Annotated in this window: 22 protein-coding genes and 2 pseudogenes; 10 read left to right on the plus strand and 14 right to left on the minus strand. The window is 73.3% G+C overall.

Going from position 1 to position 23,675, the window contains the following annotated elements:
• Positions 1-67: 67 nt before the first annotated feature.
• Positions 68-1,225: an exo-alpha-sialidase gene (locus tag AB0937_RS37390; RefSeq protein WP_366718487.1), complete on the minus strand. Its 1,158-nt coding sequence runs from the start codon at positions 1,223-1,225 to the stop codon at positions 68-70.
• Positions 1,226-1,433: 208 nt separating this feature from the next.
• Between AB0937_RS37390 and AB0937_RS37395 the strand changes: the two genes are divergently transcribed.
• Positions 1,434-2,015, plus strand: a complete 582-nt coding sequence (locus AB0937_RS37395; RefSeq protein WP_366718489.1) for a hypothetical protein — start codon at positions 1,434-1,436, stop codon at positions 2,013-2,015.
• Positions 2,016-2,018: 3 nt separating this feature from the next.
• On the opposite strand, the gene AB0937_RS37400 is transcribed toward AB0937_RS37395, so the two are convergent.
• Positions 2,019-4,034, minus strand: coding sequence for a HEAT repeat domain-containing protein (locus tag AB0937_RS37400; RefSeq protein ID WP_366718491.1), 2,016 nt, complete (start codon positions 4,032-4,034; stop codon positions 2,019-2,021).
• A gap of 211 nt (positions 4,035-4,245) precedes the next feature.
• Complete coding sequence (locus AB0937_RS37405) at positions 4,246-5,925, minus strand: acyl-CoA dehydrogenase family protein (protein ID WP_366718493.1); 1,680 nt, start codon at positions 5,923-5,925, stop codon at positions 4,246-4,248.
• A gap of 75 nt (positions 5,926-6,000) precedes the next feature.
• Between AB0937_RS37405 and AB0937_RS37410 the strand changes: the two genes are divergently transcribed.
• Complete coding sequence (locus tag AB0937_RS37410; protein ID WP_366718495.1) at positions 6,001-6,759, plus strand: PaaX family transcriptional regulator C-terminal domain-containing protein; 759 nt, start codon at positions 6,001-6,003, stop codon at positions 6,757-6,759.
• A 78-nt stretch (positions 6,760-6,837) separates the two neighbouring features.
• Here AB0937_RS37410 and AB0937_RS37415 read toward each other — a convergent pair whose 3' ends face one another.
• A complete protein-coding gene (locus AB0937_RS37415; protein WP_366718497.1) occupies positions 6,838-7,626 on the minus strand; it encodes a pectate lyase in 789 nt (262 codons plus the stop codon).
• A gap of 328 nt (positions 7,627-7,954) precedes the next feature.
• On the opposite strand from AB0937_RS37415, the gene AB0937_RS37420 reads away from it, so the two are divergent.
• Positions 7,955-9,295 carry a PHB depolymerase family esterase gene (locus tag AB0937_RS37420; protein WP_366718499.1) on the plus strand — a complete coding sequence of 447 codons (1,341 nt, stop codon included), beginning with the start codon at positions 7,955-7,957 and terminating at the stop codon, positions 9,293-9,295.
• Between the two features lie 33 nt (positions 9,296-9,328).
• Here the strand turns inward: AB0937_RS37420 and AB0937_RS37425 are convergent.
• Positions 9,329-9,445 (minus strand): annotated as a pseudogene (locus AB0937_RS37425) (NADH:flavin oxidoreductase/NADH oxidase); the annotation flags it as partial.
• On the opposite strand from AB0937_RS37425, the pseudogene AB0937_RS37430 reads away from it, so the two are divergent.
• Positions 9,445-9,636: pseudogene (locus AB0937_RS37430) on the plus strand (helix-turn-helix domain-containing protein); the annotation flags it as partial. The pseudogenes AB0937_RS37425 and AB0937_RS37430 sit on opposite strands and share 1 nt — an antisense overlap.
• A 9-nt stretch (positions 9,637-9,645) precedes the next feature.
• Here the strand turns inward: AB0937_RS37430 and AB0937_RS37435 are convergent.
• Entirely contained in the window at positions 9,646-10,989 is a 1,344-nt protein-coding gene (locus AB0937_RS37435) for an FAD-dependent oxidoreductase (protein ID WP_366718501.1), read from the minus strand.
• A 215-nt stretch (positions 10,990-11,204) separates the two neighbouring features.
• Between AB0937_RS37435 and AB0937_RS37440 the strand changes: the two genes are divergently transcribed.
• Entirely contained in the window at positions 11,205-11,651 is a 447-nt protein-coding gene (locus AB0937_RS37440) for a DUF6214 family protein (protein WP_366718503.1), read from the plus strand.
• Positions 11,652-11,688: 37 nt separating this feature from the next.
• Here AB0937_RS37440 and AB0937_RS37445 read toward each other — a convergent pair whose 3' ends face one another.
• Positions 11,689-12,048, minus strand: a complete 360-nt coding sequence (locus AB0937_RS37445) for a VOC family protein (protein ID WP_366718528.1) — start codon at positions 12,046-12,048, stop codon at positions 11,689-11,691.
• Positions 12,049-12,150: 102 nt separating this feature from the next.
• Positions 12,151-12,804 carry a DUF305 domain-containing protein gene (locus AB0937_RS37450; RefSeq protein ID WP_366718530.1) on the minus strand — a complete coding sequence of 218 codons (654 nt, stop codon included), beginning with the start codon at positions 12,802-12,804 and terminating at the stop codon, positions 12,151-12,153.
• 190 nt (positions 12,805-12,994) lie between these two features.
• On the opposite strand from AB0937_RS37450, the gene AB0937_RS37455 reads away from it, so the two are divergent.
• A complete protein-coding gene (locus AB0937_RS37455; protein WP_366718505.1) occupies positions 12,995-14,497 on the plus strand; it encodes a hypothetical protein in 1,503 nt (500 codons plus the stop codon).
• Here the strand turns inward: AB0937_RS37455 and AB0937_RS37460 are convergent.
• The 4 genes from AB0937_RS37460 to AB0937_RS37475 form a co-directional block, all read right to left on the minus strand.
• Positions 14,485-15,171: a helix-turn-helix domain-containing protein gene (locus tag AB0937_RS37460; protein WP_366718507.1), complete on the minus strand. Its 687-nt coding sequence runs from the start codon at positions 15,169-15,171 to the stop codon at positions 14,485-14,487. The genes AB0937_RS37455 and AB0937_RS37460 overlap by 13 nt on opposite strands.
• Before the next feature lie 231 nt (positions 15,172-15,402).
• Positions 15,403-16,113 (minus strand): phosphatase PAP2 family protein, encoded by a 711-nt coding sequence (locus tag AB0937_RS37465; RefSeq protein WP_366718509.1) that lies wholly within the window; start codon positions 16,111-16,113, stop codon positions 15,403-15,405.
• A 114-nt stretch (positions 16,114-16,227) separates the two neighbouring features.
• Positions 16,228-17,163 (minus strand): M56 family metallopeptidase, encoded by a 936-nt coding sequence (locus tag AB0937_RS37470; RefSeq protein ID WP_366718511.1) that lies wholly within the window; start codon positions 17,161-17,163, stop codon positions 16,228-16,230.
• A 152-nt stretch (positions 17,164-17,315) separates the two neighbouring features.
• Positions 17,316-17,864 carry a DUF5134 domain-containing protein gene (locus AB0937_RS37475; protein ID WP_366718513.1) on the minus strand — a complete coding sequence of 183 codons (549 nt, stop codon included), beginning with the start codon at positions 17,862-17,864 and terminating at the stop codon, positions 17,316-17,318.
• Positions 17,865-18,013: 149 nt separating this feature from the next.
• On the opposite strand from AB0937_RS37475, the gene AB0937_RS37480 reads away from it, so the two are divergent.
• Positions 18,014-19,681 (plus strand): FUSC family protein, encoded by a 1,668-nt coding sequence (locus AB0937_RS37480; protein WP_366718515.1) that lies wholly within the window; start codon positions 18,014-18,016, stop codon positions 19,679-19,681.
• A 290-nt stretch (positions 19,682-19,971) separates the two neighbouring features.
• On the plus strand, positions 19,972-20,463 hold the full coding sequence (locus AB0937_RS37485; RefSeq protein WP_366718532.1) for a MarR family transcriptional regulator: 492 nt from the start codon (positions 19,972-19,974) through the stop codon (positions 20,461-20,463).
• Between the two features lie 255 nt (positions 20,464-20,718).
• Here AB0937_RS37485 and AB0937_RS37490 read toward each other — a convergent pair whose 3' ends face one another.
• On the minus strand, positions 20,719-21,480 hold the full coding sequence (locus tag AB0937_RS37490; RefSeq protein WP_366718517.1) for a VOC family protein: 762 nt from the start codon (positions 21,478-21,480) through the stop codon (positions 20,719-20,721).
• Between the two features lie 184 nt (positions 21,481-21,664).
• Here AB0937_RS37490 and AB0937_RS37495 point away from each other — a divergent pair, with 184 nt between their 5' ends.
• Positions 21,665-22,600 carry an N-acetyltransferase gene (locus AB0937_RS37495; protein WP_366718519.1) on the plus strand — a complete coding sequence of 312 codons (936 nt, stop codon included), beginning with the start codon at positions 21,665-21,667 and terminating at the stop codon, positions 22,598-22,600.
• Here AB0937_RS37495 and AB0937_RS37500 read toward each other — a convergent pair.
• Complete coding sequence (locus AB0937_RS37500) at positions 22,582-22,974, minus strand: VOC family protein (protein WP_366718521.1); 393 nt, start codon at positions 22,972-22,974, stop codon at positions 22,582-22,584. The genes AB0937_RS37495 and AB0937_RS37500 overlap by 19 nt on opposite strands.
• 70 nt (positions 22,975-23,044) lie before the next feature.
• Between AB0937_RS37500 and AB0937_RS37505 the strand changes: the two genes are divergently transcribed.
• On the plus strand, positions 23,045-23,584 hold the full coding sequence (locus tag AB0937_RS37505; RefSeq protein ID WP_366718523.1) for an N-acetyltransferase: 540 nt from the start codon (positions 23,045-23,047) through the stop codon (positions 23,582-23,584).
• Positions 23,585-23,675: the final 91 nt, after the last annotated feature.

A 23,675-nucleotide genomic window follows, 5' to 3' on the forward strand; every position in this document is an offset into this window, starting at 1 on the left:
GTGGCCAACGCCTGTGGGCAACCCCGCCCCCGCCTCACGCCCGCCCCGCTCGCGCCTCGGCCCTGCCTCAGCCGACGAGCGCGGCCCGGACGCACAGCACGTCCGGCAGATGGGAGGCGAGCTGTTGCCAGCTGTCACCGTCGTCGGCCGACGCGAACACCTCGCCGTTGCGATTGCCGAAGTAGATGCCCGCCGGGTCGGCGTCGTCCGTGCACATCGCGTCCCGCAGCACCGTGCCGTAGTGGTCCTCCTGCGGCAGCCCCGCCGAGAGCGGCTCCCAGCTCTTGCCCGCGTCCGCCGTCCGGTAGACGCGGCACCGGTGGTCGGCCGGGACCCGGTCGGCGTCGGCGTTGATCGGGAACACGTACGCCGTGTCGCCGCGGTGCGGATGTGCCGCCGCTGCGAAGCCGAACGTGGACGGCAGGCCCTCGCCGATGTCCGTCCAGTGCTCGCCCGCGTCGTCGCTGCGGTACACCCCCCAGTGGTTCTGCAGATACAGCCGGTCCGGGGTGGCCGCGTCCCGTGTGACCTTGTGCACGCACTGGCCGAACTCCGGGTTCGGATCGGGCAGGAACACCGCGGAGACACCCGAGTTGGAAGGCGCCCAGCTCGCTCCGCCGTCCAGCGTGCGGAACACGCCGGCGGTCGAGACGGCGACCGTCACCGCCTTCGGGTCGCGCGCGTCGGTGAGCACGGTGTGCAGGCCCTCGCCGCCGCCGCCCGGTACCCACTTCGACCGCGTGGGGTGCTCCCACAGGGGCCGGACCAGCTCGAACGTCTCCCCGCGGTCCTGAGAGCGATAGAGCGCGGCCGGTTCGGTGCCCGCGTACACCACGTCCGGTTCGGCGGCGGCCGGGTGCAGCTGCCACACCCGTTCCAGGGACGCCCCCGTGTCCTTGGGGAACTTGACCGCCGGGCGGGCCGGTTCGGTCCAGGTCCGGCCGAGGTCGTCGGAGTGGAACACGGACGGGCCCCAGTGCGCGCTGTCGCCGCCGGCCAGCAGCCGCGGGGTCCTGGCCCGGGTGTCGATGGCGACCGAGTACACGGCCTGTGCGTTGAAGTAGGGGCTCTCGTCGAACTCCCAGGCGTCACCACCTCGCCGCCGCCCGATGAACAGGCCTTTGCGTGTCCCCACGGCGAGCAGTACCTCGGTCATGCCGATCACCTCCGCGGCGTCGTCGTCGACGCCCTCGTCCCGGACACCGGCCAGTCTGCACCCGACCACTGACAGTCACCTCCGGAACGGCTGCGGCGCAGGTCAGCGGGGGGTCGGCGGCGAGGGCGCCGGGTGCCGCGGGCCGCCCCGGCGGGGCCCTCACCGGGAGCGGCGGCCGCGGCGATCGTCACATCGGGTAGGTGCAGTGAGCATCCAGGCGCCGCCGTCCGTATGGGGAGAGCGGCATGGTCGCCGGCTCGTGATGAGGAGGCCTTCGATGGCGTTACGTGGTCCGAGGGTGTGGCTGTGGCGCTGGCGGCGCAATCCGCTCAAGCGCCGCGCCGACCGGGTGGAAGCCTGGGTGGTGCTGGGCGTGTGGACGCTCACCGTGCTCCTCGGGCTGTTCGCCGGCACGACCGTGGCCCGGTCCGTCGAGGACGGACTGGCCCGGGAACGCATCGAGTGGCGCCCCCTCGTGGCACGGCTCGCCGAGCGTGCCCCCGGGACGGCCCCCGAGAACGCCCGCGCCCGCGCCGAGCAGGTGTGGGCGAAGGCACGGTGGACCGCCGCGGACGGCTCCGAACACTCCGGCCAGCTGAGGGTCCCCGCGGGCAGCGCCGCCGGCGCACCGGTCACCGTGTGGACGGACCCCGAGGGCCGCCAGGTCACCCGGCCCGTCACCGAGTCCCAGGCCCGCGTACGGGCCACACTGACCGGTGGCGTGGCGGGCCTGTGCGCGGCGGCCGTGTCCTTGGTCGCCGGGCGGGCCCTGCGCGGCCGCCTGGAGCGCCGCCGCATCGACCAGTGGGCCGTGGAGTGGTCCCGCTTCGGCCCGATGTGGGGCCGCACGGCGGGGTGAGCCCTAACGGTGCCCCGGACCGGCCACCGCCTCCCGGCACACCCGCAGCAGTGCCAGGTCCTCGCGTATGCCGGAGCCGCCGGAGCCGGGGCGGTGCCGCCGCGGAGAGGCGAGCTCCGCTCGGAGCACGTCGTGCAGGGGCGCTCCCGCCGGTCCCAGTGCCGACACGCACTCCGCGATGGTCGCGCGGGTACACGGGTCCTCCGTCCACGCCGAGCGGAGGACCGGGAGGAACCGCTCCGGGTCTCCCGTGGCCCGCCACACCGCGCAGGCCGCCGTGGTCCGCGCCCGCGCGTCCCCCCGATCCGCCACCGCGCGCAGCCCGGACAGGGCAGGGCGAGCCGCCGGCCCCAGCCGCCCCAGTACGGCCGCCGCACGGTGCCGCCTGCCGCTTCCCGCGTCCGTCAACTCGCGTAGCAGCACCGGAAGTACGGCTTCCGCGTCACCGGTGACCGACCACAGTGCGTCCGCCGCCGCTGCCGCGCAGTCGGTCCCCAGCAGCGCGCGAAGATCAGGCACCGCCTCGTACGCGGCGCCGCCGAACGCGCCGAGCGCACGGACCGCCGCGTCCGTGACGGCGGCACGCCGCCGCAGCCCGTCCGGCATGCCGCGCAGCAGACGCACCACAGCCGGTATGGACGCGACGTCGTCCAGCGCGGCCAGCGCCGACAGCAGGGGAACGGCCTGTGCGGGGGTGTCGGGCGCGTCGAGCGGCAGGCGGGCGAGTCGTCGCCGCAACGCGGGGGCGAGCGGCAGGGCCGCGCGGCCCAGCTGGGGTACGGCCAGCCCCAGGTCGTGCGGTACGACCGGACCGGCCAGCACCTCGGCCAGCACCGGCGTGGCCCGCGCGTCCCCGGTCCCGGCCAGCGCCTTGAGCGGGCCGCCCAGGACCGGGGCACCCCGCTCCCCGTGCCGGATCCGAAGCTCGGGACGGCAAGTGACCAACGCGTGGAGCTGGTCAGCGGCGGGCGCGGCCAGTTCGGAGAGCTCCAGCAGGACCGCGACCGCCGCGTCGTGCAACCAATCCTCCTGCGCGCCCAGCTGGTTGCCGATGAGGGGGACCGTTTCCGTGTGTCCGGTGCGCCACGCACGGAACAGCGCGGCCGACATCCACACGCCGTTGCACCGGTCGAGGGGGGCCGGGCTGGTCAACTGCCCGCAGAGCAGGGCGACTCGGTCGGCCACCCGGCCGTCGAGCCCGGAGTGCAGGGTCCGCAGCAGCCGGGAGCCCTCCTCGTCCGAGGGGCGCAACCGCCGCAGCCGGCCTGCGAGCGTGTCCGGACCGGGGCCGTCGTACGGGCGCTGCGCCCGGGCCCGCTGCCGCGATCTGTCCCTGAGCAGCCGGACGACGGTCGGTACGAGATCGGTGGGGAGTGCGTCCGGGGCGCACCCGGCGAGCTGGCCGAGTGCGGCGAGCCGGAGCCCTGGGCCGTGAGGTGGCCCGCTCAGCCCGGCCAGCAGCCGCACCGCGGCGGCCGCGTGGGCCTCTTCGTCCGGGCGACAGCGCTCGGCGAACAGGCCCAGGCCCTCCGCGAGGGCGAGCAGGACACGGTCGTCCCGCTCCACGGTGATCCGCTCCCGCAGCAGGGCGAGCACCCGCGCCGGCCGGTCCACGTACCGCACGAGCGCGCCCGGAGCGGCCCTGCGCACAGCGGCGTCCGGGTCCCCCGCGAGACGGACGAAGACGTCGGCACGCGCGCACAGGGCGTCCCGCACCGCCGCCCCGAGGCCACCGCGGGCACCGGCGATGTCGCCGATGCTGACGAGGAGCTCCACCACCTCCGCCCGGTCCCGCACGCCCTGGTCGACGGCGAGCGCCAGGAGAAACGGAACACAGGCGAGCGTCGAGTCGTAGACGTCGCCCCGGTGGTGCACGGCGCCGTACATCCCGTCGAGCGCGGTCTGCCGCTCGGCGGGGTCGGCGGAGGCCAGTTTCCGCAGTAATCCCGGCACGTCCTCCGCGCTGCCGTGCGCGTGGCGCAGCGAGGCCCAGTCGACCTCGTCGATCCCCCTGAACACGTTGTCCTCCCCCAGGCGAAATGCCAACTGACGGGGAGTCTGCACCACACCACTGACAACGAAGCGGAGCCGGGCGATGACTGTGCGCGAACTGTACGCACGATGGCTTGAGTTCGAGTCGGCCCGCCCGCGCACAGCGGTTCACGCGGATGGACGGGCCCGGCCCGGTCGGTGCCGTCCGAGGCCCACTCGGCCGGCCGGGCCCCGCGTCTCAGCCCCCGCCTCCGGGCAGCGCCCGCTCCACGATCGTGTCCAGGTCCGCCGTCCGCGGCAGCGTCCCGAACGCGTGCCCCCAGTCGCCCCCGAGCCGCGTCGCGCAGAACGCGTCGGCGACGGCCGCCGGTGCGTGCCGGACGAGGAGGGAGGCCTGGAGGGCCAGCGCCATCTGCTCCACGAGACGGCGTGCCGTCACCGGTGACGCCTCCGCCAGGCCCGCCTTGAGCCGCGTCACGGCCGAGTCCAGGCGGACGTCCGCGCCCCGGGCGAGGGCGAGCTCGCCGAACAGGGCCTCCGCGGTGCCCGGTTCGCGGCTCAGCGCCCGCAGCACGTCGAGGGCGTTGACGTTCCCGGAGCCCTCCCAGATCGACAGCAGCGGGGCCTCGCGGTAGTGCCGGGGCATGCCCGAGTCCTCGACGTAGCCGTTGCCGCCGAGGCACTCCAGCGCCTCCGCGGTGAAGGCGGGGCCGCGCTTGGTCACCCAGTACTTGCCGACGGCGGTGGCGATCCGGCGGAACGCGGCCTCGGATCCGTCCACGTCGTCCCCGCGGATCGCCCGGTCGGCCGCTCCCGCCAGCCGCAGGGTGAGCGTCGTGGCGGCCTCGGACTCCAGCGCGAGATCGGCGAGGACGTTGCGCATCAGCGGCTGGTCCACGAGCCGTGCGCCGAACGCGCTGCGGTGGCGTGCGTGGTGCCCGGCCTCGACGAGGGACTTGCGCATCAGCGCGGCCGACATCATCACGCAGTCCAGCCGCGTGCAGTTGACCATCTCGATGATGGTCTTGACGCCCTGACCCTCGGCGCCGACCAGCCAGGCCACCGTCCCGTCGAACTCGGGCTCGGAGGAGGCGTTGGACCGGTTGCCCAGCTTGTCCTTCAGCCGCTGGATGCGGAAGGTGTTGCGCGTCCCGTCGGGCAGCACGCGCGGTACCAGGAAGCACGACAGCCCGCCCGGGGCCTGACCCAGGACGAGGAACACGTCGCACATCGGCGCCGAGGTGAACCACTTGTGCCCGCGCAGGGTGTACACCCCGGGCTCGGCCGTGGGCGTGGCCGCCGTGGTGTTCGTCCGGACGTCGGAGCCGCCCTGCTTCTCGGTCATCCCCATGCCCGCCAGCAGCCCGCGCTTCTCGGTGGGCTCCCGCAGGACGGGGTCGTACTCCCGGCTCGTCAGCAGTGGTTCGTACAGCTTCGCCAGCTCCGGCTGCCTGCGCAGCGCGGGGACGGCCGCGTAGGTCATCGACGTGGGGCAGCCGTGCCCGGCCTCGGTGTGGCCCCACACCAGTCCGCCGGCCGTCCTGACGACATGGGCCCCGGGCCGGTCGTCCGCCCAGGGCGACGCTGCCAGTCCCTCCCCGATCGCCGCGCGCATCAGGTGGTGCCAGCTGGGGTGGAACGCGACCTCGTCGACGCGGTTGCCGTACCGGTCGTGGGTGCGCAGCTCCGGCTCGTGCCGGTTGGCCAGGTCTGCCCACTCCTGCACCTGGGCGCTGCCGGCCTGCCTGCCGAGCCGCCGCAGGTCCTCCTCGGCCCACCCGGCGCCCTCCCGCCGCACCCCCTCCAGCAGGGCCGTGTCGTCGGAGGCGTCGTACGGGGCGAGGGGCGGGGCCTGATTGGTGACGTCGTGCGTGGCGGGTCCGTCGTACCCCCGCTGTCCGTCCAGTGTCGAGACCATGCGGCGAGTGTTGCACTCTGTCTACGGTCGCAGCAATCCTGCAACACGGAAATCCGCCGCGTACAGTACGTGACCATGCCGATGAACGTCCCGGCGCGGTCCGGCGCGCTCGACCTGCGCCCGCTGTCCGCGCGGTCGGTCGTACTGAGCCTGCTCCTCGGTACGCACCCGCCGGAACTGCCGGTCAGGGAGCTGCTGAGACTCGTGGAGGGCTTCGGCGTCGGCGGCTCCACGCTGCGGGCGGCGCTCAGCCGGATGGTGGCCGCCGGAGACCTGCGGCGCGCGGACGGGGGCTACCGTCTCAGCGACCGGCTGCTGGAGCGTCAGCGCCGCCAGGACGACGCCGTGCGTCCGCGCACCCGCGCGTGGGACGGCGACTGGGAGATGGTCGTGATCACCGCGACCGGACGCGGCCCCGCCGAACGGGCCGACCTGCGTACGCGCCTGACCGCCCTCCGGCTCGCCGAACTCCGCGAGGGCGTCTGGCTCCGGCCCGCCAACCTCACCCGGGTCCTCCCCGGTGACCTGGACCGGGTCGTCCAGCGCTACTCGGCCCGCCCCGACCGGCCCCCGGGTGAACTGGCCGCGGACCTGTGGCCGTTGGACGCCTGGTCCGTCACCGCCCGGGCCCTGCTCGCGCACATCGCCGGCTCGCCCCGCCCGGCCGACCGCCTGGCCGCCTTCGCCGCCGTCGTACGGCACCTGCTCGCCGACCCCGTGCTGCCGCCCGGGCTCCTGCCCGCCGACTGGCCCGGAACCGAACTGCGCGCCGCCTACACCGACTACCAGCGCGAGCAGATCGGGGCGGTACGCGCACGCGTGCGCGGTACATGACACGGGCGGCCGTGCGTGGCGCCCCCAGGGACGCTCCGCACGGCCGCCCTCACCGTGGGGGGACTGTCTGCCCCGGAACTACCGGTAGGTGATGTCCGAGGTGGAGTAGAGGCAGTTCTTGCTGTCGGGTCCGGATCCGACGGCGGTGTTGTTGTTGTACTTCTGGCAGGGGACGACCTTGCGGGCGGAGTCGTTGCGGATCGTGATGTTCCGCAGCGTCGCCACGTCGTTGCGGTTGACGTTGATGCCGACGAGCCGCGCGGTGGAGCCGGTGCCGGTCACGTCGACGGTGTTGAGGTTGACCTTGCGGGTGTACTGCGTGGAGCAGTCACCGCAGGAGCGGTACAGCGTCTTGAACTCCTGCACCGCGAAGTTCGAGATGGTCAGCGTGCCGCCGCCGTTGTGCTGGAAGACCTTGTCCGCCGCCTTCTTCGCCCCGCCACCGATCACCTGGTAGGTGGCACCGTCGCCACCGCGGAAGGTGGCGGCGTCCTCGCCGACGTCCTCCCACCAGACGTTCTGCAGCGTGCAGCTGCCCTCGCAGTGGACGCCGTCGGCCGCGGGCGCGCCGAGGATGACGTTCTTCAGCACCGCGCCGTCGGCGAGCTTGAAGATCGGGTCCTGGCCCTCCTCCTGGCCGTCACCGGCCAGGCTCCCGGTGCCGTAGTACCGCTTCATGCCGTAGTCCTTGGTGCCGGACACGGAGATGGTGGAGGAGGTCCCCTGGCTGCCGTTGGGGGTCGGCCAGGTCGCGGCGCTCGCAGGGGGCGCATGGACGGTCATGATCATGCCAACCGAGAGGCCGAGTGCGGCCAGCGTGCCGGTCGTCGTGCGCCTGGGGGTGCGCCGGCGTGTCGCAGAAGTCATGTCCCGATTCCTTCTTGGTGGGGGTGGCGGGGTCAGGGCCTTCCGTGATCGTGGATCCCGTGGGGTCTCGATAAGGCTTGGATGGACACATGTATGAACGTTGTTCACTGTGCTGCCCATCTCTTGTGCTTCAACTGGCCCGTTTGCGTCAACGGGTCACACTGCTGAACGGAACGTAGGGGGCAAGCGCTTTCTAGTCAACGCCTCGCGCAGAACGAATCCGGTCGGCCCTGGTCAGGGCGGCGGTGCTGTGGGAGCGCTTCCATGGGAGCCATGTCCATGCCACCATGCCGGTTCGGACGCCTCCCTCGACGGAAGGAACCCGAACGTGCCTGCCACCCCCCACCCCGCGCCGAGGAGCCACCTGCGGCCGCTTCTCCTGGCGCTGGTTGCCGCACTGCTGCCCTTGCTCGCGGCCACCGCGATCACCGCCCCCGCGGCCGCCGCCGGCGAGCCCGCCCGTGCCGCCGGCCGCGAGGGCGCGGTGCCCGCCGCGGCCCTCGCCGAGGTCACGAACTTCGGCGCGAACCCCAGCAACCTGCGGATGTACCTGTACGTACCGGAGAGCGTCACCGCGAAGCCGGCGCTCGTGGTGGCCGTGCACTGGTGCACCGGCTCGGGTCCGGACATGTACAACGGCACCGAGTACGACACGCTCGCCGACCGGTACGGATTCATCGTGCTCTACCCGTCCGTCACCCGCAGCAGCAAGTGCTTCGACGTCTCCTCGCCCCAGGCCCTGCGGCGCGGTGGTGGCAGCGACCCGGTCGGCATCAAGTCGATGATCGACTGGACCACCCGCACCTACGGCGCCGACCCGGGCCGGATCTTCGCCACCGGCATCTCCTCCGGCGCGATGATGACGAACGTCCTGCTCGGGGACTACCCGGACGTGTTCGCGGCGGGCGCCGCCTTCTCGGGCGTCCCGTTCGGCTGCTTCGCCACGACCGACGGCTCCGAGTGGAACAGCGCCTGCTCGGGCGGCACGCTCACCCGCACCCCCAAGGAGTGGGGCGACCTGGTGCGGGGCGCGTACCCCGGCTACACCGGGCCCCGCCCCCGGATGCAGATCTGGCACGGCACCCAGGACGACGTCCTGCGGTACCCCAACTTCGGGGAGCAGATCAAGCAGTGGACGAACGTCCAGGGTGTGAGCCAGACGCCTGCCGCGACGGACACGCCCCAGTCCGGCTGGACCCGCACCCGCTACGGCGGCACGGGCGACCGGGCCGCCGTGGAGGCCGTCAGCCTCCAGGGCGTCGGCCACAACCTGTACGCCCAGGGCATGGCGTCCCGCGTGCTCACCTTCTTCGGTCTCGACGCCTCCGGCCCGGCTCCCCAGCCCCAGCCCGGCGCCTGCAGGGTGACGGCCTCGGTGAACGCCTGGAGCACCGGCCTGACCGTCTCCGTGAGCCTCACCAACACCGGCACGACGACCATCGACGGCTGGAAGCTGGTCTTCGCGCTGCCCGCCGGGCAGACGGTCACGGGCGGCTGGGGCGCCACGTACACGCCGTCGTCCGGGTCGGTCACCGCCACCAATGTCGCCTACAACGGCACCATCGCGCCGGGCGCGAGCGTGAGCATCGGCTACCAGGCCTCGCACTCCGGCAACAACGCCGCCCCGGCCGCGTTCACCCTCAACGGAACGGCGTGCGCGACCGGTTGACGCAACTCTCCGGGTGCCGCACCGGACGGCCGTTCAGGCCGACCGGTGGTACTGGTCCGGCACCCGCACCTCGCCGCCGAGCTCCCGCGCCGCGTGCCGAGCCCACGAGGGGTTGCGCAGCAGCTCGCGGCCCAGCAGGACCGCGTCCGCTGCCCGTCACCAAGTCGACCACCACGCACCATTTCCGGGTGTTGCGGGAGAGCGGGGTGATCCGGCAGGTCTACCGGGGGACCGCCAAGATGAACGGGCTGCGGCGGGACGAGCTCGACGCGTTGTACCCGGGACTCATGGGCGCGCTGCTGGACGCGGCCAACCGCGAGGCCGCCCGTCCGGGCGGCTGACGCGCCCCTCTAGGGGGTCTCGGTGCGCGCGGCCGTCAAGAGGGAATCCCAGTCCGGGAGTTTGACCACTCCGCGGCCCAGCGAGGCGCCCAGTTCCGCCTCCGCCTGCTCGATCGACTGCCAGCCCTGCCATGCGACCGGGTCGGTTCCCGCCGCACGCAGAGCCGGGAGGGGGTCGCCGGCCACCGCTCGCCGGGCCAGCACCGGTGCATCCGCGAGGAGTGACGCCGCCGTCTCCTTCGCGCAGGGTCGGTTCGTGCCGATGACGCCGGTGGGGCCGCGCTTGATCCAGCCCGCTACGTATTCGCCGGGGGCGACGACGCCCTCGCGCAGGACGCGGCCGGACAGATTAGGGACGGTGCCGGTGGCCGGGTCGAACGGCAGGCCCTCCAGGGGGACCCCCCGGTAGCCCACCGAGCGCAGGACCAACTGGCCCTCGAGGACCTCGAAGCGGCCCGTGCCGGTCACGCCGCCCCGGCCGTCCGGGGCCGTGCGCTCGAATCGCGCGGCGCCCACGTGGCCCCGGTCGGGGAGCAGTTCGGCCGGGCGGAGGAAGAACCTCAGGCGGATACGGCGCGGGGCGCCCGTCGGGGGAGTCTCCGCCCAGCCGCGCAGCACCTCCACATTGCGGCGCTGTGGCGCGGGCAACGCGGACGGGTCGGTGTACCCCGGGTCCAGGGCCAGCTCCGCCGGGTCCACGACGACGTCGGTCTCCGGCAGGGTGCCCAGTTCGCGCAGCTCCTTGGTGGTGAAGCGGGCCTGGGACGGGCCGCGCCGGCCCACCATGTGGATCTCGGTCACCTTGCTGTCCGCCAGGGTGGTCAGGGCCGCCTGTGGCATGTCGGTCACGGTGAGCTCGGCCAGGCCGCGGGCCAGCATCCGTGTGACGTCCACGGCGACGTTGCCCACGCCGATGACGACGGCCGACCGGGCGTCCCGCAGGAATCCGGTGTCCACGGCGTCCGGGTGGGCGCTGTACCAGGACACGAACCGCGTCGCCGACCAGCTCCCCGGCAGGTCCTCGCCGGGGATGCCGAGATGCCGGTCGGTGGCGGCGCCCAGGCAGTACACCACCGCGTGGTAGAGCTCCCGCAACCGCGCGACCGTGACGCCGCCGGGGCCGATCTGCACGCCGCCGAGGAAGCGCACCCGGTCGTGCTCGAGGATCGCGCGGAGGTTGTTCTGCAGCGACTTGATCTTCTCGTGGTCGGGTGCCACGCCGTAGCGGACGAGGCCGTACGGGCACGGCAGGCGGTCCAGGACGTCGACGCGCACGTCCGGGTCGAGCTGCACGAGGCTCTGGGCGGTGTAGCACCCGCTCGGCCCGGAGCCTACGACGGCGACTCGCAGCACGGCGGAACTCCTAACCCGGGGGATCCGGAGGATCACGGGAGAGCGCTGACGCCTCCAGCATCGCACCGGCCGGGCTCCGCTGACAGGGTGCTGTGCTCCGCCCGTGACGCGTGTCCTATCTGTAGGGAATGTGATCATGCGGTTACGTTCAGTGTGTGCTGGACGCATCCTTTCTGAATCTTTCTGATCGCTCTCCGGCGGACGGTGCGGTATCCGTGCGCCCCGCGTGGGAAGTGCGGGAGAGCGAGGGCTCCACGCGGTGGTTCGAGTTCCGGCTGGTCTTCCCGGACGGCGCCCGGGTCGACGCGCTGGCGGTCGTGGGCGGCGGATACGTCCGTGTCGAGGAGGTGCGCGCTCAGCCCGCGCTCTCCCTCGACGACCTGGGCGTGCTCGCCGACTGGATCGAGGAAGCGGTGGCCGGGGCGTGCGGTGCCGGGCCCGAGGGCGGCGCGGGCCCGGGACGCCGCGCCAGACCGGCCTGGCCGCGCGGGTCGGAGGGGCGGCGGCTGGTCGCTCGGGAGTACCGGGCGGCCCAGCGGGACGGCGCCGACCCGGTCCTCGCCGTGATGAGCGCGACGGGGCACAGCCGACGCACGACCCTCAGGCTGATCGGCCAGGCCCGCGACGCGGGCCTGCTGACACCACGCCGCGCCAGACGCTGAACCGGCACCACTGCCTGTTCGTCGTGCAGCGCCGAGGTCAGGACCCCTCGGGGGTGATCAGCCAGAAGGGGTGGCCGCGGGGTCCTGGCACACCCGGTATCCGGTCTGGGCGCACCCGGTATCCGATCGGCTTGTCCGAACCGTCGAGCAGTGTCGCACCGAGGGCGAGCACCTGCTCCTCGGCCACGTCGAGGTCCGCGACCATCACGTCGCTGTGCATCTGCTGGGGGCGCGCGGGCTCCGTCCACCGCGGTGCGCGGAAGCCGTCCACTCGCCGGAAGGTGACGACCGGGGTGCCCTCGGCGTTCTGGAGCAAGCCGAAGTCACCGGAGTCCGCCTGCCGCGAGAGTGACAGCAGCTTCTTGCAGAAGCCGGCGAACTCCCCGGGTCGGGTCAGTCGATGACAACGGTGTACAGGCGTGCGATCACGCGGCTCACTGTGCCACTGGCCTGCGGGCGGGCCGAACGGCGCTTGTCCGGGCCGGCTTGAAGAACAGGCTCAGAGCATGTTCCGCATCCGGGTGATCTCGCTCGTCTGCTGGGCGATCACCTCGTCGGCCATCTCCTCGACGCGGATGTTGTTGCCTTGTCCCTTCACCTCCGTGGCCATGGTGATCGCGCCCTGGTGATGGGTCGTCATCAGGGTCAGGAAGAGGTGGTCGAAGGACTGCCCGCCGGCGGTGCGGAGCTTCTTCAGTTGGGCTTCCGTCGCCATGCCGGGCATCGCGGCGTGCTCGTGCCGCTCGGCCTTCAGCGGTTTGCCGTACGACTTCAGCCAGCCCTTCATCGCCTCGATCTCCGGCTTCTGTCCGGCGGCGATGCGCTGGGCGATCCGCTTCACGTCCTTCGACTCGGCCCGTTTCGGGACGAGTTCGGTCATCACCAGGGCCTGGGCGTGATGCGCGATCATCATGCGGACGTAGGAGACGTCGGCCGAGTTCGGGGAGTCGTTCTCCGAGCGCCGGTCGGTGGCCTCCTCGGCCGACAGGGTGCGGTTCGCCTCGCCGGGCTGACCCGGCGCGATCACGGCGGGCCCGTCCGCCGCGGCCGGCTTCCGGTCCGGACCGGAGTCACAGCCCCCGGCGGCGAGCGCGGCCAGCGCGACCAGCCCCGTCGTGACGGCGGACACCCGGGACGCACGGCGGAACAGCACAACGACCTCCAGTGACAAGCGGGTTGGGAAGCACCTCGTGTTGCGGACGACGTACTGGCACGCTTCCGCGGGTCATTGATCGGAAAACTTCATTGCGATTCTGTTGCCCCCTGTTGGTATGAGCATGGCGAAGACGATACTGCGTGGTGCGTGAACCGTTCCGCAGCGAACGGAACCAGGGAGGAATACAGTGATCCTGTTGAACGACCGCAGAACACGCCGCAGACGCCTCGGAGTTGCCGCTGCCGCCGGTGGGCTGCTGGCCGCGCTCCTCACGGCGGCACCGGCAGGGGCCACCCCCGACCCGGGAGACGCGCCGCCCGCGCCGAAGAAGGTCTCCAAGAGCACCCAGGCCGAGGTCCGGGAGGCCATCGAGAACGGCGACATACCGGGCCAGGACGAGATCGTCCACTCCGACAACATCAAGCACCTGGCCCACGTCCCCAAAGACGTCCTGCAGGGCACGAACTCGGACCTCGCCTTCCAGGGCAGGTACGCGTTCGCGGGCAACTACGACGGCTTCCGCATCTTCGACATCAGCAACCCCAAGGCGCCCAGGACCGTCACCCAGGTGCTGTGCCCCGGCTCGCAGAACGACATCTCCGTCTCCGGCGACCTGCTGTTCCTGTCCACCGACTCCTCGCGCAGCGACAGCAGTTGCTCCAGCACCACCCAGCCGGCGACCGAGAAGTCCTCCTGGGAGGGCATGAAGGTCTTCGACATCAGCGACAAGCGCAACCCGAGGTACGTCGCGGCCGTCGAGACCGCCTGCGGCTCGCACACCCACACGCTGGTGCCCGAGCGCCGCAACGTCTACGTGTACGTCTCCTCGTACTCGCCGAACGCCGCCTACCCCGACTGCCAGCCGCCGCACGACGGCATCTCCGTCATCAAGGTGCCGCGCAACGCCCCCGAGAAGGCGAAGGTCGTGGGCTTCCCCGTGCTGTTCCCCGGTGAGGGGCCGGACGGCGGCGGCAACCCGGGCGGGCCCACCAACCCGGGCGTGAGCAAGACCACCGGCTGCCACGACATCACCGTGCTGCCCTCGAGGGACCTGGCCGCGGGCGCCTGCATGGGTGACGGCATCCTGTTCTCCATCAGGGATCCGGAACGCCCGAAGGTCATCGACCGCGTGCAGGACAACGTGAACTTCGCGTTCTGGCACTCGGCGACCTTCAACCAGAAGGCGAACAAGGTCGTCTTCACCGATGAGCTGGGCGGCGGTGGCGCGGCCACCTGCAACGCGGAGACCGGCCCGGACCGTGGTGCCGACGGCATCTACGACATCACCGGCAAGGGCGACCAGCGCAGGCTCGCCTTCCGCAGCTACTTCAAGATCCCCCGCCACCAGGCCGACACCGAGAACTGCGTCGCCCACAACGGCTCGCTCGTCCCGGTCGAGGGCAGGGACATCATGGTCCAGGCCTGGTACCAGGGCGGCGTGTCCGTCTGGGAGTTCACCGACTCGGACGAGCCCGAGGAGATCGCCTACTTCGACCGCGGCCCGCTGACCACCGACGCGATCAAGTCGGGCGGCTCGTGGTCGGCGTACTACTACAACGGCTACATCTACTCCAACGAGTACGCCCGGGGCTTCGACGTCCTGAAGATCGACGACCGCCGCACCGACCCGGCCCGCCGGGTCCACGTGCGTGAGCTCAACGTCCAGACGCAGCCGGACTACTTCGACTGACCCTGCCGGTCGCACTCCGGTGCGGCTCCGGTCGCGAAGAAACGCGACAGATCCTCGTCGCCCCTCCCGCCGCAGGCTCCGGTCTCCGGCGGGAGGCCCAGCTCCCGGTCGAGCCGGTAGCGCTTGAACAGCTCGGCCCGCAACAGCGACACCGGCATCGGCACCCCCGGCACCAGGGCCGCGTACACGGCACCCATCAGCAGGGCGCGCATCATCGGGTAGTCGCTGTCGACGTCCCGCGACCCGTGCCGGGCCACGGTGTCCCGCAGCAGCTCGGCCAGCCGCCGCTGCTCCGGGCACTGCATGAAGCCCTCGGCCTGGAGGATCCCCGCCATGTGCTGGCGCATCAGCACGGGCCGGTCCCTCGCCAGGCCCAGGATCGCGTCGATGGCCCGGGCCATCCGCTCCCGGCCGTCCTCGGTGCGCGGCTCGCGCTCCAGCGCCTCCTCCAGTGTCCGGTGCATCAGCCGGTGCACGGCGGACTGCACCAGCTGGCGCTTGCCGGGAAAGTAGTACGACACCAGGCCGCGGGCCGAACCCGCCCGGTCGGCGATGTCGCCGAGCGTCGTCGCGTCGAAACCGCGCTCACTCACCAACTCGACCGCCGCCTGCAGGAGCCGCTCCCGGGAACGCCGCCGCAACTCTTCGTTCACCGAGGCGCTACGCGGAGACATGCGGCAACTCCTGTGTTGACTGGCTGCCAGCCAACTATACTCAGAGGGTCCCGGCCAAGACCTGTCAGGTCCCGGCCGGTGATGCCGTCTGCCTCGGGCGACGCGGGGGATCGTCCGAGGCGGGCGGACAGTCCGACCCGGTGGTGGCCTCGGGCTACTTTCATCGGCGGGGCGAGCGGCCGTCAGGGAAGCGGCACGTACGCCTCAGCTCCAGGTTCCCGGCCGGCTCCCTCAAGCACCCGCGTCGCCGCGGTCGACCCGGCGTTCCCCGGCTCGGGGCTGCCAGCGCCGGTGCACCCACACCGCGAGGGTCACCACCGTCGCGCCGAGCAGCCAGCCGCCCACCACGTCCGACGGCCAGTGGACACCGAGCCAGATCCGCGTCAGCCCCACCCCCACCACGGACACGACGGCCACGGCCACGGCGGTGCGCCACGCGACCCGGCCGACGCCGTGCCGGTGCAGCAGCCAGAGCAGCAGGCCGCAGACCACCGTGGCGGTCATGGCGTGGCCCGACGGGAACGCCGAGTAGTGGGCCGAGTCGACGGGGTCGGGCCAGACCGGGCGCGGACGGTCCACCGCGGCCTTGATGCCCTGCTGCAGCAGGGTGCCCAGGGCGACGGCCAGCGCCAGCCACACCGCCGTCCAGCGCGCCGCCCACCGCACCACCAGCCACACGACGACGGCCGCGCACAGCACACGCATCGTCCAGGGGTCCCACACCCAGTCCGTGAGGATGCGGCACGTCTGCGTGAGGACCGGTTCGTCGACCGCCCAGCGGTGGGTGGTGCCGGAGATGTCGCCGTCCGCGCCGATCAACGGACTCCATCTGGCCGCCACGAGGACCAGCAGCAGCGCCGAGCACAGGGCCAGGACGCCGGCGAGACCGGCCGTGGTGCGGTGTTCCGGACGGGGCGGGGAGTCGACGGACGAGGTGTGCATACAGCGATCCTCGCCGAACCGGGGGGTCCGGATCCAGTACGCGGACGATCTTGCGTCTCCGGGGCGGCATCCTTCGGCCACCGCCGCGCACCGGAGGGCCCCGCGCGGCCCTCGCTACCCCAGCGCCCGCAACCCCGGCACGAACGCCAGCAGCACCGGCACCACGGGCACCAGCGCGGCCGCCGCCGTCAGCCGCAGGCGCCGGGCGGCGGTCAAACGGTCCGGGGGAGTGAGCAACCGGTTCACCCGCGCCGGGACATGGGCCTGCGGGGTCGGGCAGGGGCCGAACACGCCGCGGTGCTCGTTCAGTTCGACCAGGGCCAGGGCCGTGGTCAGGCGGCCGAAGCGGCGCGAGGCCGTGTCGTCGGCGGCAAGTTCGACCAGGCGGTGCATCTCGTCACGGAACGCGGCGAACACCGGCACCTGCGGAAAGCCGCCGGCCAGGGCCGAGGAGCAGTTCAGCAGCCAGTCGTGCCGGGCCCGGGCATGGCCCTGCTCGTGGGCGAGCACGGCGTCCAGCTGCCGGCCCTTCAGCCGGCGCAACGCGGCCGTGGTGACGACCAGTTGTGGGGGAGTGCCCGGCTGCCACCAGGCATCGGGCTGCTCGCTCTCCAGGACGACCAGCCGGCCGGAGACGGCCACCTCGCCGGGCAGCAGCGGAGCCCGGACCAGCAGATCGGCGCGCCGGCGGCGGCGCCGGGCGCGGGCCCGGCCGATCTCGCGCACCAGCATCGCCGCGCTCCACAGCCCACCGCCGGCCAGCGCGACCGCGGTGGTGGCCGCCCAAGGGCCCGCCGTGCCGAGGGCGTAGGCCTCGACGACCGCGCGCGGGGCCGTGGCGAAGAGGTGCCCGCCGACCGCGTGCCAGGCCGCGGCCGCACTGAGCGTCATCGACAGCGTGCAGCACACGAGTACGGCCGCCACCACGCACTGCCACACCCACAGCGCCACCACCGGCTCACGGTCCGGCCAGTCCGCCCGGGCGAGCAACCGGGGGGCGACCACGGCGGTCAGGGCGCCGAGCAGCAACAGCGCGGCGGGGAGCATCATGGGGGCAGCCTATGAGCGCGGCCCCGCCCGGGGGTACGACTTGCGGCGTCAAAGTGACGCAGGCAACGGAGCCGTTGGGGCACCGGCACGGCGGACGAGGTTGCCGGGCCGGGGGGGGGGGGGGCCGCCGGGGCGCCGCCCGCCGGTCCGGCTCACAGTGTCAGCAGCATCGCCACCATCGCGATCCCCATGGACAGCCGGCAGGCCCGAGCCAGTTCCGGCCGGTCGCCCCACCCGGAGGCGCCGCCGCCCCCGGCCACGGCGGCGACCGGCACCAGACGGACGCCGGCCAGGAGCACGTACCCGGCGAAGTAGAGCAGCAGCGCCCCGGTCAGCAGCGGCACCCCCGATCCGCCCCGGCCGTGCCCGTGGGCGGGGGAGCCTGCCATGACGAGTGACATGTAGACCATCGCCGCGGCGCCCACCAGGTGGTGGAGGTGGTGCGCGCCGGCTCGCGCCGCCCACAGCGCGTGGACGGCCGCCGCCCCGAACACCGCGGCGTAGACGGGCCACGCCCACGCGGGCGGTGTGAAAACCGTCGTCGGCACGGCCATCGCGGCCATCCCGAAGCCCATCAGCGCCTCACCGCCCGCTGCGCCGCGCTGCCCCTCGGCGCCGCCGCGCATCCGCGCCAGGCAGTAGGCGCCGGTCGCCGCGCAGAGCGCCACCAGCAGCCAGCCGGATGAAGCCGGTCCGTGCACGCGCACCTCCCCGTTCGCGAGTCGGTCGATCGATGCCCGGGCCGTGCGGCGCGCACGCGAGCGCAAGGATGTATACGGGGAGCATTCGACGGAGCACGGCAGGTGAAGGTGTTTATTTTACGAGTAAAACACCTGTTAATCTCGTGGTCATGCGTGCTGCGACCCACACCCCCACCACCCCGCCCGCCCGGCGTCTCCCGCTGGCGGGGGTGCTGCGCCTCGGCAGGCCCTCGGAGATCTGGTTCAAGCCCGCGCTGAGCGTCGTCGCCGCGATCGCACCGCCCGCCCTCACGCTGCAGGTCCTCGGCCGGCGCGACCTCGTCATGTACGCGATGGCCGGGTCGCTGTGCGCGCTGTACACCCACCATCGCCCGTACGCCGCCCGGGCCGGGGTCCTGCTCCGGGTGGTGCTGGGCATGCTCGGTGGGCTCGCCGTGGCCCTGGTCGCGGCTTCGCTCAGGGACAGCGCCGTCGTCCTGGTCACGGTAGGGGCGCTGCTGGCCGCCGTGCAGAAGGCGCTGTGCGACGCCACCCGGATCGGCCCGCCGGGCAACGTCGTCCTCACCTTCGTCAGCTCCGCCGCCCTGTTCGCGCCGCAGATGATCGGCCAGGTGCCCGGCCATCTGGCCCTGGCCGCCGGGACCGGTGCCTGGGCCTGGCTGGTCTGCATGGCGCCCGCGCTCGTCCGCCCCCACGGACCGGAGCGCCGCGCCACCGCCGCCGCCCTGAGGGCCGCCGCCCGGTACGCCGACACCGGCGGAGCGGGGGAGGGGCACACCGGCGTCCGCGCCGCCGGTTACGCCGCGGTGCAGGCCGCATGGCACTCGCTGCTGTCCACCCGGGCCCCCTCCCGGACCCGGTGGGCTCTGGAACGGCTCGTCGTCCGTGCCGAGGTCGCCCTGGCGGCGCCGACGGAGGCGGACACGGTCCGGCTGCGTGCCTGGGCGGGCTCGCTGCGCGGCACAGGGCCCGTCCCGGAGGCAGGACTGCCGCACGCGGCCGCCGACGAAGTGCCCGGCCTGGCCGCGGCCCGGCCCTTCCGGGCACGACTGGCCCCGCTGACGCCGCTCGCGGTGCGTACCGCACTCGGCTGCGCGCTCGCCGGCTACGTCTCCCTCGGCGTCGGCATCGGCCGCCCCTACTGGGCCCTGGTCACCGCCGCCTCGCTCTACCAGGCCACCATCGCGCTGACGTGGAGCCGTGCCGTGCAGCGGGTCGTCGGCAACGTCGTCGGCGTGCTCGTGTTCCTGGCTGTCGTGCCGGTCGCCCACCGCGGGCCGGTGGCGCTCGTGCTGTGCTGCCTCGCGTTCAGCTTCGGTGCGGAGGTGCTGATCAGCCGGAACTACTGGCTCGGCAGCGTCTGTGTGACGCCCATGGCCCTGCTCATCACGGAGTTCGCCGGACATCAGGAGCCCGGCGCACTGATGACGGAGCGGGTCGTGGACACCGTCGTCGGTGCGCTGGTGGGGTTCGTCGCCGCCGTGGCCGTCACCAACCGGCGCGCGGGTGACCGTGTCGAACGCGCACTGGCCGCCGCCGACAGGGCCCGCGAGCACGCCGCCCGCCTGCTGGCCGAGCCGGACCCGGGCACGGCGGCCCTGGAATCCGCCCGCCGCGGTCTGGCCGGCGCCCTGGCCGACCTGCGCGCCGCCGCCGACGCGGCCGCCGGTGAATGGTGGCAGCGGGCCCTGCCCCAGGAGCGGGTCGTGCTCGTCGAACAGTCCGGACACCGTACGCTCGCCGCTACGGCCCGACGCCAGGGACTGCTCCCGGACCGGGACCCGGCCACCACCGAAACGGAGGACGCACGGCCATGACGCCGACCGAAGGACCATCGCCCATGGGGAGCGCCGGGGGACGGGCCCCGCAGCCGGGGGACGAGGCGGAACCGGTGGCGCGGGGACGGGCGGCCGACGCGGGGGCGGCGGCCGGCGGGGAGCCCGTCGGCGGCGCTCGGGCCGCCGCGGGTGATGTTCCCGACGGGCGTCCGGTCGAGGAACGGGCAACCGCCTCCGGGGGTCCGGCTCGCGACCTGGCCGGCGAAGCCGACCCGGACGCCGGGCTCCACGACGGAGCCGGCCCCGCTGATGGTCGTCGGGGCGACACCGTGGCCGCCGTCGTGCGGCAGTGGCGTTCCGTGCGACCCGGGCTCGACACCGGGCCGATGGAGATCATCGGGCGGATCAATCGCTGTGCCGCCCTGCTCCAGCAGGCCGAGGACGCTCCGCTGCGTCGCGCGGGGCTCAGCCGGCCCGAGTTCGACCTGCTGGGTGCCCTGCGTCGTACCGGGCACGAGCTGACGCCCGGTGAACTGGCCCGGGAGACCTTCTCGTCCGGGGCCGCCGTCACCAAACGCCTGAAGCAGCTGACCGAGCGCGGTCTGGTGGAACGGCGCGGGGACACCCGTGACCGCCGGGTCGTCCACCTCCGCCTCACCGACGCCGGACGCGACCTCGTCGACGAGGTCCTGCCCGTCCAGCTCGCCTACGAGACCGCCGTACTGTCCGGCCTCGACGGTCCCGAGCAGGACGAACTCGCTGACCTCCTCGGGGAGTTGCTCAGCCGGCTGGAAGGACGGGCCGGGATGCCACGGCCCTGAGCCGTCCACCGGCCGGGGCGGCGTACCGGCCGGAACACGCCGTGCACCGTGCGGCGGTACCGGGAGCGGCCGTCCTCGACGGCCGCCCAGCGGTCGCCGTGGACGTTCCGGGTGATGGCCGGCTCGCGCAGGAAGCCGTGCGGGAACCCGGGCGGCACCGCGCTCATCCCGTCGAGCCGCGCGAGCGCGTCCTCGTCGAGCTGGAGCGCACTGCGGCGCATGTCACGGCCGGTCTCCGCCGTCGCACACCGCGGCTCAGCCCTCGTGGCCCGCCCGGTACACGCCGAACATCGCTCCCTGGGGGTCCCGCAGCACCGCGATGCGCGGCCCGTCGGGCACGGAGGTGGGCACCATCAGGACCGTGCCGTGCCGCTGCACGACGGCGGTCGTGTCGTCCACGTCGGCCACGGCGAAGTACGGCAGCCAGTGCGCCGGCACCTCGGGCGGGAACTTGTCGTCCATCGTCACCATGCCGCCGAATTCGGCGCCCCCGACGCCCCACTGGGTGTAGCGGTCCGACGGGGCGACGGTCCAGCCGAACACCCGCGTGTAGAAGGACACGGCCCCCTCGGGATCCCGCGTCATCAGCTCCACCCAGCCCAGCGAGCCGGGCGCGTTGAACAGCCCCGCACCCGGGAAGGTCCCCGCCTGCCACAGCTGGAGCACGGCACCGCCGGGGTCGGCGGCCACCGCGAGACGGCCCACGTCGAACACGTGCGTCGGGCCGAACAGCAGTGCCCCGCCCGCCTCGGTCACCGCGCGGACGGTGGCGTCCGCGTCGGTCACCGCGAACGACACGTTCCAGGCGACCGGCTGGGACGGCTGGTACAGCGGGGCGAGCGCGGCCACCGCCAGGTCACCGAGATGCGCGACGGTGTAGCCGCCGGCTTCCTGACGCGCGTCCCTCTCGTGCCGCCAGCCGAACAGCCGCGTGTAGAACCGCCGGGCCGCCTCCAGGTCGCTGGTCGCCAGCTCGGTCCAGCAGGGGCCGCCGGTCACCGGTGCGTCGAGCTTCATGGCGTTCCTTCCGCGAGCGGCGAGGACGAGCCCCCCGGAGCTTCTCCAGCAAGCTAAGCCGCGTCGCGGGGGCCCTGCCATCCGGGGAAACCCACTGGTGTGCCGTCGCGGCCCCGGCGTACCCTCACCCGGTACCGCACCACGTGGCGGCCGCCGGCTCCTTCACCCTGCCCGGAGGTACCCCATGTCCGCGCCCGAGGTGCGCCCCTTCCGCCGTACCGACCGCGACCAGCTGACCGACCTGGTCAACCTGCACGTGGCGGCCGTCGTCCCCGGCGTCTCCGTCTCCGTGAACACCGTGCTCGGCGACCTGGAGCGCCAGCCGGGAGAGTTCATCACCGACCCGTGGGTGGCCGAGCGGACGACACTCGTCGCCGAGCAGCGCGCGCACGTCGTCGCCGCGGCCCACCTGCTGCGCTACCGCGCGGACGCCGACGTCGCCGACGCCTACCGGGACGCCGCGGAGATCAACTGGTTCGTCCATCGCCCGGCGGCGCCCCTCTGGCCGGACGCCGACCGTGCCGCCGACCTGCTGATGCGAGCGTGCCTGGCACTCTTCGCCCGCTGGAACGCCCGAGTCGGGTACGGGGACGGGTCCCTGCCCGCCCCGCTCGTCTACGGGCTGCCCCGCAACTGGCCGCACATCAGGGCCCTCTACGAACGCGCGGGGTTCCGGCACACCGGTGGCACCGAGGTCATCCTGATCGCCCGGGTCGCTGACCTGCCGGTCCCCGAGCCCCGGCCGGACGTCAGGGTCGAGCGGACCCCGGGGGAGTGCGGTACCCGCTTCACCGCCCGGGCCGAGGGGAAGAGCCTCGGCTTCATCGAGATCGACACCGCCCTGGCCCGTCCGGAGCGCCACGCCCGTGCCGCGGGTCTCGCCGAGATCGGCAACCTGCACATCGACCCCGCGCGGTACGGCACCGGCCTGGAGCACTGGCTGCTGGGCCTGGCCGCCGACTGGCTCCGGCTGTGCGGCGTCGACCGGCTCGTCACCTGTGAATCCGCCGGCGACAGCGCGATGCTCGCCCTGCTGACCGCTGCGGGGTTCGGCGAGCTCACCCGCACCGACCGGGGGTGGGAACACCACCCTGGCAGGGCTCAGATGCCCGGGCGGTAGCGCATCGGGTGGTCCGCCGGTACCTCCACCAGCACGATCGGCGTCCCGTCCGGGTCCGCGATCCACATCTCGACCAGACCCCAGGGTTCCCGCACCGGCGGCCGCACGATCTCCACGCCCTTCGCCCGTAGCTCCTCCTGCGCCGCGGCCACGTCGTCGACCTGGAGCCACAGCCGTACGGAGGGCGCCTGGGGCGTCTCGGACCTGCCCGAGACCTCCAGGTGGCCGCCGCCCGTGAAGAAGACCGTGCCGCGCTCCGGACCCGTGCCGAACTCCCGGTACACGGCGAGGCCCAGCTGCTCGCCGTAGAAGACCCGGGAGCGCTCGGGGTCGGTCGGGCGGAGCAGGAGGCGGCTGCTGAGTACATGCACCATGCAGCGGAGCTTAGTGGTGGCGTTACGCTCATCCCTGCCCGAGCCGCGCCCAGGACGGAGACGTACACCGATGGAGACCGCCGCCACCGCACTGACCTTCCGCGACGCCACCGACGCCGACGTGGACGAACTGGTCGCCCTGATCGAGTCGGCGTACCGGGGGGACGACAGCCGGGCCGGGTGGACCACCGAGGCGGACATCCTCGAAGGGCAGCGGACCGACCCGGAGGGGGTGCTGGCGGTCATCAAGTCGCCTGACAGCCGGCTCGTGACGGTGGAGCGGGACGGCAGGATCGTCGCCTGCTGCCAGCTGGAGCACCGGGGCGAGAACGCCTACTTCGGGATGTTCGCCGTCAGTCCCCTGCTCCAGGGCGCGGGCCTCGGCAAGCTGATCATCGCGGAGGCGGAGCGCCGGGCCGTCGAGGACTGGGGCGTGAAGGAGATGCAGATGACGGTGATCTCCGTGCGCGACGACCTCATCGCCTGGTACGAGCGGCGCGGCTACCGCCGTACGGGACGGATGACCCCGTTCCCGTACGGCGACGAGCGCTTCGGCGTCCCGCAGCGCGACGACCTGCAGTTCGAGCTGCTGGTCAAGGAGCTCGACTAGTGCCGCGGCAGGCAACGTTCGCCCCGTCGCGACGCCCGGCACGCCCTCTCGCCGCACCGGCCGAAAGCCCGAGTACGCCCAGTACGAGGGC

This window comes from Streptomyces sp. NPDC047880 (assembly GCF_040706515.1).
Taxonomy (GTDB): Bacteria; Actinomycetota; Actinomycetes; order Streptomycetales; family Streptomycetaceae; genus Streptomyces.